Source organism: Paenibacillus sp. FSL R10-2736 (assembly GCF_038000245.1).
Classification (GTDB): Bacteria; Bacillota; Bacilli; order Paenibacillales; family Paenibacillaceae; genus Paenibacillus_AQ; species Paenibacillus_AQ phytohabitans.
Genome location: NZ_JBBOBN010000001.1, coordinates 3,994,648 through 4,006,698, shown reverse-complemented (window position 1 = coordinate 4,006,698; position 12,051 = coordinate 3,994,648). Strand labels below are relative to the sequence as shown.

Below are 12,051 nucleotides of genomic sequence, written 5' to 3'. Positions count from 1 at the left end.
AGTTAACGGGACAAACAATAGATAAGAATGGCCTGCTGCAGATAGATCAGGCTTTTCTTGAATCCGAATCCGGCAAAATAAGGCGAAGCAATCGCATCTTCACTTACTTCCTCATTGCGGAAGAATGGGGGGCAAGGATTTAAGATGGCATCCGGTTTGGCAGACTTCATCCGCTCAAGGGTAATTTGATAGGCGCCAAGATACTCCTGGGTCAGGCATGTCACTGGCAAAGAATCGGTAAGAATAACGTCGCTCTCCGGCAGAACGCTGTCCAGACTGGTGTGATATTTATAGTTAGCGGTATCTGTTCCCATCTCTTTTCCAGCCGTGCATACATGATTGAAAGAGAGGTTCAGGGTCTTGGCGGCTTCCATCCAGGTTCTGGATATATTGCCTGCCGGGCCTACGAAGGTATAGGTTAGGTCCCGGTAGTTGTCCCTTGTGGACCGCAATGCGTACAGGTCAGCCAGAATTTCACAGGGGTGATTATGTGATGTCATGGCATTGATTACAGGAATAGAGGCATGGGAGGATAAGGCCTCCAGCTTGGACATGTCCGGATGCCTGGCGATAATACCGTCACCCCAATTCTCAAGATAGCGGATCATATCGCCGGGAGACTCTTTCTTGTCCAGGGCTTCCGGCGGAAATGTGATATACGCTCCACCCAGGTCCCGGATGCCTTTCTCGAAGCTGATCCGTGTCCGCAGACTGGTGTCAGGGAAGAACAGAATCATGGTTTTGCCTGCAAGTAAAGGCTTCGGGCTTCTGTAACGAAGCTGATCGGTTAATTCAAATATTTCAAGGATCTGCTCAGCGGTGAGCTGGCTTATATCCAAAAAATGCATCCTGGTATCCCTCCTTGGCACAGGTATATTCATTACAGTAACTGTATAAATATACATTAGTGCGGAAGGATATACAAACCAATATTTGTTAAAAAAGTTTCTTGATTTGTATCAGCCGGATATGCCAATAGCAATGGCCGGGGAAAGTTCAGGGTCAAGCAGCCTCATCAGCTGAAGCAGATTAGACTCCGACATGGCAATGCAGCCTGCAGTAGGCTTGCCAGCGGCTCTCCAGATATGCAGGAAGATAGCGCTGCCTTTGCCGGACACAACCGGATCATCGTTGTATTTCAGAATGATAGCGTATTTATATAGGGGCTGCTGGAGCCGCTCATAAGACCGCCAGCGCTGATCCGGATTGCCGGCATAATTCACCCATTGATTGTACTGGCTGGAGAACGGATCATCGACCCAATAATCCTGATTAGACGTTCTTGTATAGGAGATACGAAGTCCGCCGGGATCCGCTGCTGATCCGAAGCCAGAGCCAAGGCGGTAGATGCCGGAGGGGGTCCGCCCGTCGCCTTCCTTGATTTTGCCGATGCCCTTGCTGCCCAAGGTGACGGGAATTCCTGAGAGGACGGATTGCCATTGCCCGCCGATGTTCTGCTGAAGCGACAGCTGGCCGGTCTGGGAATGGATGGACTTCGCTTCGACAACAATCATCTGCTGGCTATGTATAACATCTGCCTTGTAGGGCCAGGAAGCGGCGAAGCCGGCTGCATAGGACCGGGGAGACCAGGTGGCGCAGCTTAAGAACAGGAAGAAGAGAGATAATAACCAAATGGCAGGTTGTACGGAAATCCGCGGTTTCATATTATGGCAACGCATAGCTCAGCCCCCTTTGTCTTTTTATTACCTCTGGAGGACTGAGGGGAATCTCTGAACGGTTGTTTACAACTAGATAGACTGAACTTTAGATGACAACCTATGCTAACTAAAGAAATGTTGTACGTATTACAACTTGGCCTCCCCGATATCCGGGTGTTCCGGCAGATTGTTGTATGAAATACAAGAATTTTCCCGTAAAGCCGCTTGAAGTAGGAGGAATGCTGCATTTCGTACAACAATTCCGGATTATAAATGAAATCTCAAAGAAAATGTTGTATTTTGGGCAGGATTATCTAATTGTGATCAGACCTTCACCCCAACCTGCGGTTGAACTCGCAAAATCCTTGCAGCAGCAGTGCGAAAATTTCAATATTCACTATGGTGAATGGCGTACACGCATAATAGTGAATTATCAGTCACATACCAAAACAGAGCATCCGGCGTAAATCCCGCAATGCTCTGTTTTGCTGCTGCCTATGCACAGTAGTGCTATAACCCCAGCGTACTGCCTTTTTCCAGCCGCCGGATCTGCTGTTCGCCGCTATCCGCCAGTTCCCGGAACTGGTTGATCGTCTCCCGCATCTTGGGGAGGGCTTCCTGCTTGTAAGTGCTGATAGAATCAAGTGCAGACAGGACATCTGTAAACGCCTGCTTCAAGGTGTCAGCGGAAATACTGGTTTCGAGCGATTGCTTGTGAATGGCCGCGCCTTGGTCCTTCAACATTTTGGAGGTGCCGCTGATCAGGTTGTTGGTGGTCTGGTTCAGCAGCTCGATCTTTTTGAGCACGATCCTCTGATTGTATAAGGCACTTGCGACCGTAACCGAGATTTTGAGCGCAGATACCGTAACATTCCGTGCTCTGTCCACACCGCGGATCAGCTCTTTGTTGTTGCGTATTACGACTTCAATGGCCATGATCCCCTGCTGATTGACCACCAGCATCTGCTGCAGATCCATTACCCGCTGACGGAGTGGGAAGAGGACTTCTTCGGTGATGAACCGGATTTTATCCTCGTCTTCACTGCGCTGCTTAGCCGCCTCAATCTGCGTCTCGATCTCCTGATCCATCAGGATGCCGAGCTGAATTTCCTTTTTCAGCCGTTTAGTCAGCTCCCGCAGAGTCTGCTGCTCAATCTCTAAGGTGGTATTATCATTTTTCAGTACGCTTTTGCCTTTATCCAGAGACAGAATGATATCGGAGATGACACTATCCGCCTTCTGGTATTTGGCGAAGTAATTGCGCAAGGGATGGAAGAACTTGCCCAGGAAGCCGCTTTTGGCGAAATCAACTGCACTCGGGTCCAGATCCTTCAGCTGCAGATGCAGCTCTGTTAATCCCTTGGCGACCTGGCCGCCTTCATCACCGGTCTTGGAGAGATTACCTACAGATACCTGCAGGAGCGAATTCTTCTCCGAAGAAGAGCGCATGGTGCCCATCCCGAAGCTGTCAATCGACTGCAGCACTGATTTGCGTTTCTCCAGTGAATCGAAATCCAGTGCAAGAATATTGGATACATTATTGACCGCCTGTTCCTTCAGCTGCGTAACTTCCTCCGGCTCCGGCTGCACCTGCTCTTCGACGGCCTCTTTCAGCTTCTCACGGCTGGGAATTTCCATTGAGAATGACATGGGAACCCTCCTTCGGGATTATGGGACTTACATTTGCACATTGAGCAGATTGCCGATTTTGTAGACCACATCTTCAGTATCTGCATTGATATTAGCCGCCTCGTTGATACTTGAAATGCTCTCCAGCGCCTTGATGTTGGCGTTATATCCAATTGTATATACGGGGATTTTGTAGCTCTCAATCAATCCTCTGATCTCATCCAATGAATGTCCTTCGTTCGTCTCCCCGTCGCTAAGCACGAAGATCAGCGGTTTCATCTCCGGATGCAGCGCGAGCTCCTCCTTCAGCATCTTCATGGCCACGACCATTCCGTCAAAAGTAGCCGTCCCCCCGGCAGCCTGCAGGCTATTGATCGCCCCAACGAACATGGACTGCTGATTGGTGTCGTATTTGCCGATCGGCAGATTAATCGTCACATCACTGGAGTAGGAGACAAACCCGATGCTGTTGTCCTTGCCCAGAAACTTCTGGCCCTTCAGCAGTGATTCCTTGAGCCGGTTCAGCGGTTCGCCGGCCATGCTGCCTGATACATCAGCTACGAATACTGCAGCAATCGGTTTGCTGCCGTCTTTTTTCTCCTTCCACAGCTTCTGGGCTGAGGAAAGGAGGGAGCCGTCCACCGGAGCCAGCTCGGACTTGTAATCATTCAGACCGTTAAAGCCTCTGTCCGAGGCTGCTGTCTGGTATTTGTCCTGCACGGCAAATTCGGCGAACTTGCGGATGATCTCCAGCTTTTCTTTTGGCAAATCACCCAGTGCATAGAGCGGACTGTCATGCCGTACCCCGAAGGGAGTAAACATATACCCGCTTGTCAGATCCGCCGCATTGACATACGTCTGATATTCCAGCACAAAGGCATCCAGCATGCCCGACTTCGCCGCATCCCGCATCTGCAGGGTAGTGGAGGCAATGAAAGGCACATTCGCCTGGAACTTCTCAAAGCCTTGAACTGCCTTGTCCCCCAGCAGATCCGTACTGTCGAACGTGCCCAGTGCAGTCACGAGGAAATTCAATCCCGTGGAGCTGGCAAAAGGATCAGTGTAGCCCATCGCAAGCTCATTCGCTGCAATGGCATCGGTGATCGTCTTCACATTAATCGAGCCGTATTTGCCGACCAGCTGATCATATTTCTGCTTGCTCATGACCACCCCGGCCACATTGCCAGCCAGCCGTTCAGATACAAGTTCCGCAGAGACGCCGCTTGCCTTGACCATTTCACCCCATAGCTCATTGGACGGAGTGTAGGCGTCAGGCACATATTTGCCGGAGCGGATATAATCTGCGGCTGTACCCGAAGCAATATTACGGATGCTGACTGAGACAGGCTTGCTGTCCACAAGGATACCCGCAGCATTGAAGTCATTGGCCACTTCATTCAGCCAGCCGTCGTTGCCGGTGCCGGATTTCTCGGTCGAGGAGAAAATTTCGGCATAGCTGTCCGTTGTACTGTTCACAGAAAGCGGGAATTTGGAGATGTCGGGCAATGAATCGCCGACTGCTGCCGGATCAAGATCAATTTGCCCTTTTACAGGTGCGGTACTGCTCACGTTAATATCTTTATAGATCCTGTTCAGCCTTTTATCAGCATCTTCTGCAGAGATCTCTGTCTTGGATTTGCCCAAGTTCGCGGTCAGGCTGATTCCGAAGTAGACAAGCGCAAAGACGGACACGGCAATGAGGCCCAGAACGATGAATGTTTTGCTTTTCCTGGCCATAATCATCTTCCTTTCCTTACTGATTCACTATTGATAGAGTTTCGTCTGCCCGATCAGGGCGGTCAGCTCCTGCATGCAGGGCATCTCCAGAGCGGCGTCATAATCAGCACTTCCGAGCTGGGAGATCTCCAGCAGCAGTTGATCCAGCTTCAGCAGAATCTCCTCGTTGGCTGCCAGACAGCCTTTGACATGGGTGAAATATTCGTTGAACAAGGCGTTCTTCTTCTGGATGAATGTACTTGTGAATCTGCCGGAGTTGATTGTACCCGTAAATTGGGAGAACTCGGCGGCATCGAATACACTTAGCTTGTTCAAGATACTGCGGATATTCAGGTATAGGAGCTTCTCAACGTCTTGAATCACCGTGTGGAACTTCCGGAAACTGAGCTCTGTCCGCTCGAAACGCCCGGCAAGAACATTCAACAGCGTCTGCTTCTTCTTATCCATCCGCTCCAGCTGATCCAGGGCCAGGGCGACATCCTCTTTCAGTACCCTCACATTACGGTAGCGGTTAAGTTCAGCTATATAGTCTTCCCGTGAATCGAGAGAGGGGACAGCGGGAACAATTGCCCGTTTGAAGAGCAGGGTATAACTCCCGTAGAGCACAATCAGCAGGCTGACAACCAGCAGGGTTACCCCTGATGCAGTTTCAAGAGCACTGGGCCCGCCGATGGCTACTCCCAGTAATCCTGGCGATAAGATAGCAATGTTCAGAATGACGACTCCGGCAATTACGCCCAGCAGCTTCACAGGTCCGGAATTATTCAGGATTAACACCCCCTCCAAGAGTATATTTAGCTACTGCTCCTTTTGATTCGTAAATGGAGAGAAATACTGTGCAGGGTCTGTTAATAATGGGGGACAATATGCATTTGTGAACAATCAGTCATGAACAAGGCAGCTTAACTTCTGGACATTCCGGTCTACAACTTGTAGACCGAAAGGGCTGAATAACTTGAGGAAAAATGCATTAACGGATATGGAGTCCAAAATACGATTACCGTCAGCAACGATGAAGTTAAGTCGGTTGCTGAGGTTTATGTTCCGTAACTCCACAAATTTTAAGAATTAAGGGTTGACGCCAGCTCACTTGACGTGTAACATATGAACAGTCGTCAACCCGATAATTACATATTGTTCTCGTATAACCTCGCAGCCATCAGGTACATCAGGGCGAGGGTTTCTACAGGAAGCCTACTCTTCCTAACTACGATGATAAGGACTTTGTTACACAGGTCCCTATCCCGGAGTTAGGATTATTTGCGTGTTGCGGCCGACACATCAAAGATTCAGGAGGCATAATTGAAATGAAAGATATGAAATACTTAATCTCCGTGCTCATAGGCGCTATGAGCTACGGCATTTTATCCACAATTGTTGTATTAGCATACGGAGAAGGCTATAAGCTGGGCGAAGTCGTTGGTACACAACTGCTGACCGGCTGCATTCTTGCCTGGCTGCTGGCCTTATATACTAAGGTTAGAGAGAACCGTAAACAGCGCAGCCGCAATAATACTGCGGCCGCTGCTGCTGTCAGCAAGGCTCCGGCCATGAAGCTGGCCTGGAAGCACAGATTGCTGCTGATGCTCGCCGGCGCGCCAACAGTGGTTACCGGTCTGCTATACTATCAGTCCCTCCGGTATATACCGGCTTCGCTCGCGATTATTCTTCTGTTCCAGTTCACCTGGATCAGTGTGCTGATCCAGGCCGTAAGCAAACGCCAGCGTCCTGATAAGATCACCGTGTTGACCTTGATCCTGCTATTCGGGGGAACGCTGCTGGCGGCCGGGATTCTGAATCAGGGAGCTGCCGAGTTTAACGCACTCGGGCTTATGCTCGGGCTGTTATCTGCGGTAAGCTACTCTATGTTCATTATCTTCAGCGGCAAAGCCGTTCCGGCTGCGCATCCGGCTTACCGTAGCGCCTGGATGGTTACCGGCGGCCTGCTGCTGCTGTTCATCCTGTTCCCGCCATACTTCCTGTTTAACGGTTTGCTGTGGAGTCAGCTGCTGCTGTTCGGCTTCCTGCTTGGATTGTTCGGCGCCTTTATCCCGCCAGTCCTGTTCGCCATCGGTGTTCCGCATATTGGCGGAGGCATGGCTGGTATTCTCGGTGCCGCTGAACTGCCGGTTGCCGTGCTGCTGTCCTCGTTCGTACTGCATGAGCATGTAAGCGGCCTGCAGTGGACCGGAGTGGTTCTGGTGCTGATCGGAGTTGTACTGCCGGAGCTGTATAAGCTGCGTTGGAGAAATTCCCGGTCGGTCACTTCATCATCCGTGTAAGTTCTTATTCAAAGTAACATGAAGCAGAGGATTAATTTCCGTATTACCCGGAAATCAATCCTCTGCTTATTTGCATACGCAGAATGTTCCGGTCATCCGGACGGAATAAAGCTCATTGAAAGCGCAAACATTTTTGTTGCCAAAAGAGAAATAGAGTGCTATTCTGAATTTGGGATTGTTACTGAAAAGGCAAAACCCAAAACATGGTCACGTGTTTTGGGTTTTGCCTTTCTTTGTGTTAAGGCCTGCGGGACGCCGCAGGAAATCCCAGACTCGTCTACATCCTGTATTGATGATTGGAATTCGGGATAAAGGAGGGCAGAGGATTGATTATCGAAAAGATATTCAATAACAATGCCATAATTGCCAAGGATTCAGGCAAAGATGAGCTGGTGGTCATGGGACGCGGCATCGGATTCAAGAAGAACGCCGGCGATCCGGTCGATGTATCCCTGATTGAGAAGACGTTTGTTCTGAAGCAGAATGATGCTTCGGAGAAATTTAAAGCATTAATGGCAGATGCGCCCGCCGAATATGTAGCTTTAAGCTACGATATTATCGAATATGCCAAGCAATCTCTGAAGGTGCGCCTAAGCGATTATATCTATGTTACATTAACGGATCATTTGACCCATGCACTTAGGCTCTGGGACCAGGGGATCCGTAATACCAATCCGCTCATCTGGGAGATACAGCGCTGTTATCCCAAGGAATATGGTATCGCATTTCAAGCCTTGCAGATCATTGAGAGTTATACCCGCATCCGCCTGCCGGAGGATGAAGCCGGCAATATTGCCCTGCATCTGATCAATGCGCAAATAAACAGCTCCGGTCATAGAATTGCTGATGTCACCAGACAGACGCAACAGATCGATGACATTCTCAATATTGTTAAGTATTCCTATAACAACGAGATTGATGAGAGTTCGGTCAGCTATGAACGGTTCATTACCCATCTGCGGTATTTTTTTCAGCGGTCACGCAAGAAGGAAGCGGTGGAGCCGGTTGATGATTTTCTGCTCAAGCAGGTACGGACCAAATACAAAAAGGCGCATAGCTGTGTACTCAAAATTGAGCAGTACCTGGACACCCGGCTTCTGGATGAGGAAAGGCTGTACTTGACGATTCACATTCAGCGGGTAACACAAAGACAAACTGAATAAAACCTTTGGATTGTTACTGGTCATGCAGGCGAAACCAAATCGGCAGAATATTGCCGTGTGGTTTCGTTTTTTGTTTTTTAATCGGGAATGGGAGGGTTTAGGATGAAATATGATGCACTCGCGAATGAAATTATCAGGAATGTCGGCGGCAAAGAAAATGTTAACGGATTAACCCACTGTGTGACCCGCCTGCGCTTCAAACTTAAGAACGACACACTGGCGAACACAGATGTGCTGAAAAATATGGATGGAATCGTTACAGTCATTCAGAGCGGCGGCCAATATCAGGTCGTCATCGGCAATCATGTATCTGAGGTATATGCCCAGGTTATGGCTGCTGGCGGATTCCAGGAAGACGGGTCAGAGGCAGCCACGGCCGGGAAAACAAGCTTGTTCAACAGATTTATCGATATGATCTCCGGGGTATTCTCTCCGACGCTTGGTGTGCTGTGCGCAACAGGAATGATTAAGGGGTTCACTGCCCTGTTTGTGACGCTGGGACTGATTACGAATACTTCGGGTACCTACCAGATTCTTAATGCGCTCGGGGACTGCCTGTTCTATTTCTTCCCGATTTTCCTCGGATATACGTCGGCGAAGAAGTTTGGCGCCAACATCTTTATCGGAATGGCTATTGGTGCTACATTGGTCTATCCGACATTTAGCAGCACCATGGCAACCGGCGTGCCGCTCTATACGCTGTTTAGCGGAACGATCTTTGAATCTCCGGTCTATATTACCTTCCTTGGGATTCCGGTCATCCTAATGTCTTATACGTCCAGCGTCATTCCGATCATCATCTCTACTTATATCGGATCTAAGCTGGAGGGCTTTTTCAAAAAGGTGATTCCGAGTGTGGTACGCACATTCCTGGTCCCGTTCTTCACCCTGCTCGTCACCGTTCCGCTGGCCCTGATCGCCATCGGCCCTATCTCCACCTGGGCGGGACAACTGCTGGGAGAGGGAACCTTGTTCCTCTACAATCTCAGTCCGGTTATTGAAGGCTTGCTGGTTGGCGCGTTCTGGCAGGTATTCGTCATCTTCGGCCTGCACTGGGGTCTGGTGCCGATTGCGCTCAACAACATGGCTGTGCTGAAATCCGATCCGATTCTGGCAGCTTCCTTCGGGGCTTCCTTTGCCCAGACCGGTGCCGTGCTGGCTATTCTGCTGCGGACCAAGAACGTCAAGCTCAAGTCATTGTCTATTCCGGCAATCATCTCAGGCATCTTCGGTGTCACTGAACCTGCTATATACGGGATTACGCTGCCGCGCAAGAAGCCATTTGTCTTAAGCTGTGTCGCTGCGGCAGTCGGGGGCGGTATTGTCGGTCTGATGGGCACCAAGGGCTATATTCTCGGCGGTCTGGGCATCTTCGGCATCCCAAGCTATATCAGTCCGGACGGTATGGATAAAGGCTTCTACGGGGCAATTGCGGCGATTGTAATCAGCTTCATTCTAGGTTTTATTCTGGTATTCTTCTCCGGATTTAAGGATGAAGAGGCTGCAGAGAGCAAGAGCACAGGCACCCCGCGCAATACGCTGGTGAAGCAGGAGACTGTGGGTAGTCCGCTGAAGGGCCAGGTCAGAGCGCTGTCCGAGCTGACAGACGAAGCCTTCTCTACAGGAGCCATGGGCAAGGGCATCGCGATTGAGCCGCTGGAAGGCAAGGTATACTCACCGGTAGACGGGGTACTGACCACATTGTTCGCATCCGGGCATGCCATAGGGATCACCAGTGATAACGGGGTCGATATTCTGATTCATGTGGGCAAGGATACCGTCAAATTAAAGGGCAAATACTTCACCCCTAAGGCCAAGCAAGGAGATCTGGTCAAAAAAGGCCAGCTGCTGATGGAGTTTGATGTAGCGGCGATCAGAGAGGCCGGTTATACCCTGACCACACCGGTCATTATTTCAAATTCCGCCGAGTATCTCGATGTGATTGAGACGGACCTGAAGAGCATTGATTACAGGGAGAATCTGCTAACTGTCATGATCTGATCTGTGCAAAGAAACCCCAAACGAGGAGGAACTATAATGAGCACAATGTACAAAAGTTTTCCGGAGGATTTCCTGTGGGGCGGCGCAACCGCTGCCAATCAGCTGGAGGGCGGATTCGATGCTGGAGGCAAGGGACTAAGCACTGCCGATGTGATTACTGCCGGAACGCATACGGTATCCAGAAGAATCACACCTGTTCTTGAAGCCGGTTCTAACTATCCGAGCCATGAGGCTGTGGATTTCTATCACCGCTACAAGGAGGATATCGCTTTGTTTGCCGAAATGGGCTTCAAAGTATTCCGCTTGTCCATCGCCTGGTCACGGATTTTCCCGAATGGGGATGATGCGCAGCCGAATGAGGAGGGCCTTCAATTCTACGATCAGGTCTTTGCCGAGCTCAAAAAGCATCAGATCGAACCGCTGGTAACGATCTCCCATTATGAAGCCCCTTTCCACCTGGCTGAAGCCTATAACGGGTGGGCCGACCGCAGAACGATTGACTTCTATGTCCGTTATTGTGAAGTGATCTTCAACAGATACAGGGACAGTGTGAAATACTGGCTGACCTTCAACGAAATCAATATTCTGACGATGCCGTTCGGAACATTCATGGCAGGAGCGATCATGCCGCAGGGCAATGCAGAGCTCGGCACTTCGGCAATCGGCGACAATGAGCAACTGCGTTATCAGGCGCTGCATCACCAGTTCCTCGCGAGCGCCAAAGCCGTGAAGCTGGGGCATGAGATCAATGAGAAGTTCCAGATCGGCTGCATGATTGCCTACATGTGCTCTTACCCGCTGACCTGTAATCCGGAAGACGTTCTGCTGGCGCAGCAAAAGGATAATCTGAGCAATTTCCTCTGCTCGGATGTACAGGTCAGAGGCGCATATCCGGGCTTCGCCACAAGATACTTCAAGGAGAAGAATATTAAGCTCCAGGTGGAGGAGGAGGACGGGCAGACACTGCGGGATGGCTGTGTAGATTTCTACACCTTCAGCTACTATTCATCCACCTGCGTGAGTGCAGCGCCGGATCAGGAGGCTATTGGCGGCAATCTGTCGATGGGGCTGAAGAATCCATATCTGCAGGCAAGCGCATGGGAATGGCAGATTGACCCGCAAGGACTCAGATGGTCCCTGAATCATATTTACAACCGGTATGGTATTCCTATGATGGTAGTAGAGAATGGACTTGGCGCTGTAGATACCGTTGAAGCGGACGGTTCAATCCAAGACGGTTACCGGATCGATTATTTGCGGGAACATGTCAAGACCATGGGTGAAGCGCTGGAGGACGGGGTAGAATTGATCGGCTACACTCCGTGGGGCTGCATTGATCTGGTCAGTGCAGGAACAGGCGAAATGAAGAAGCGCTACGGATTCATCTACGTCGACAAGGACAATGAGGGGAACGGCACACTGTCCAGATCCCGCAAAGACAGCTTCTACTGGTACAAGAAAGTAATCGCCAGCAGCGGAACACAGCTGGATTAATCAGGCTGTCAGCAATGAGTTCATAAGCATAGCAGCCAACAGTGTTCTGCACTGCTTGGCTGCTATTTGATTTTGTAACGAGCATGC

General features: G+C 50.2%; 10 protein-coding genes and 1 riboswitch. Of the genes, 5 read left to right on the top strand and 5 right to left on the bottom strand.

Annotated features, from left to right (window positions below; genetic code table 11):
• Nucleotides 1-2: 2 nt before the first annotated feature.
• Nucleotides 3-848, bottom strand: coding sequence for an ornithine carbamoyltransferase (locus tag NSQ73_RS17335; protein WP_340987434.1), 846 nt, complete (start codon nt 846-848; stop codon nt 3-5).
• 111 nt (nt 849-959) lie between these two features.
• Nucleotides 960-1,679 carry a L,D-transpeptidase family protein gene (locus tag NSQ73_RS17330; protein WP_340987432.1) on the bottom strand — a complete coding sequence of 240 codons (720 nt, stop codon included), beginning with the start codon at nt 1,677-1,679 and terminating at the stop codon, nt 960-962.
• A gap of 173 nt (nt 1,680-1,852) precedes the next feature.
• Between NSQ73_RS17330 and NSQ73_RS17325 the strand changes: the two genes are divergently transcribed.
• A complete protein-coding gene (locus NSQ73_RS17325) occupies nt 1,853-2,125 on the top strand; it encodes a hypothetical protein (RefSeq protein ID WP_340987431.1) in 273 nt (90 codons plus the stop codon).
• Nucleotides 2,126-2,168: 43 nt separating this feature from the next.
• Here the strand turns inward: NSQ73_RS17325 and NSQ73_RS17320 are convergent, their stop codons facing one another.
• From NSQ73_RS17320 to NSQ73_RS17310, 3 genes are read right to left on the bottom strand one after another with little or no spacing between them, the layout of a single operon-like run.
• Nucleotides 2,169-3,308, bottom strand: a complete 1,140-nt coding sequence (locus NSQ73_RS17320; RefSeq protein WP_340987430.1) for a toxic anion resistance protein — start codon at nt 3,306-3,308, stop codon at nt 2,169-2,171.
• 27 nt (nt 3,309-3,335) lie between these two features.
• Complete coding sequence (locus NSQ73_RS17315; protein WP_340987429.1) at nt 3,336-5,024, bottom strand: vWA domain-containing protein; 1,689 nt, start codon at nt 5,022-5,024, stop codon at nt 3,336-3,338.
• A 27-nt stretch (nt 5,025-5,051) separates the two neighbouring features.
• Nucleotides 5,052-5,801, bottom strand: coding sequence for a hypothetical protein (locus NSQ73_RS17310; protein ID WP_340987428.1), 750 nt, complete (start codon nt 5,799-5,801; stop codon nt 5,052-5,054).
• 343 nt (nt 5,802-6,144) lie between these two features.
• Nucleotides 6,145-6,254: riboswitch (purine riboswitch) on the top strand.
• A gap of 86 nt (nt 6,255-6,340) precedes the next feature.
• Here NSQ73_RS17310 and NSQ73_RS17305 point away from each other — a divergent pair.
• The 4 genes from NSQ73_RS17305 to NSQ73_RS17290 all read left to right on the top strand — a co-directional run bounded on the left by NSQ73_RS17305 (nt 6,341) and on the right by NSQ73_RS17290 (nt 11,964).
• Entirely contained in the window at nt 6,341-7,306 is a 966-nt protein-coding gene (locus NSQ73_RS17305; RefSeq protein ID WP_340989307.1) for a DMT family transporter, read from the top strand.
• Between the two features lie 326 nt (nt 7,307-7,632).
• Entirely contained in the window at nt 7,633-8,469 is an 837-nt protein-coding gene (licT, locus tag NSQ73_RS17300) for a BglG family transcription antiterminator LicT (RefSeq protein ID WP_340987427.1), read from the top strand.
• 102 nt (nt 8,470-8,571) lie between these two features.
• The gene (locus NSQ73_RS17295; RefSeq protein WP_340987426.1) at nt 8,572-10,470 is read left to right on the top strand and encodes a beta-glucoside-specific PTS transporter subunit IIABC; all 1,899 of its coding nucleotides are present in this window, start codon (nt 8,572-8,574) and stop codon (nt 10,468-10,470) included.
• A 45-nt stretch (nt 10,471-10,515) separates the two neighbouring features.
• The gene (locus tag NSQ73_RS17290; protein ID WP_445669674.1) at nt 10,516-11,964 is read left to right on the top strand and encodes a 6-phospho-beta-glucosidase; all 1,449 of its coding nucleotides are present in this window, start codon (nt 10,516-10,518) and stop codon (nt 11,962-11,964) included.
• Nucleotides 11,965-12,051 lie beyond the last annotated feature (87 nt).

What these genes read in the sequence shown, in the direction of transcription:
- NSQ73_RS17335 (WP_340987434.1), bottom strand. Translation starts at nt 848, where the DNA reads ATGCATTTTTTGGATATAAGCCAGCTCACCGCTGAGCAGATCCTTGAA.
- NSQ73_RS17305 (WP_340989307.1), top strand. Translation starts at nt 6,341, where the DNA reads ATGAAATACTTAATCTCCGTGCTCATAGGCGCTATGAGCTACGGCATT.
- NSQ73_RS17315 (WP_340987429.1), bottom strand. Translation starts at nt 5,024, where the DNA reads ATGGCCAGGAAAAGCAAAACATTCATCGTTCTGGGCCTCATTGCCGTG.
- NSQ73_RS17320 (WP_340987430.1), bottom strand. Translation starts at nt 3,308, where the DNA reads ATGTCATTCTCAATGGAAATTCCCAGCCGTGAGAAGCTGAAAGAGGCC.
- NSQ73_RS17290 (WP_445669674.1), top strand. Translation starts at nt 10,516, where the DNA reads ATGTACAAAAGTTTTCCGGAGGATTTCCTGTGGGGCGGCGCAACCGCT.
- NSQ73_RS17325 (WP_340987431.1), top strand. Translation starts at nt 1,853, where the DNA reads ATGAAATACAAGAATTTTCCCGTAAAGCCGCTTGAAGTAGGAGGAATG.
- NSQ73_RS17295 (WP_340987426.1), top strand. Translation starts at nt 8,572, where the DNA reads ATGAAATATGATGCACTCGCGAATGAAATTATCAGGAATGTCGGCGGC.
- NSQ73_RS17330 (WP_340987432.1), bottom strand. Translation starts at nt 1,679, where the DNA reads ATGCGTTGCCATAATATGAAACCGCGGATTTCCGTACAACCTGCCATT.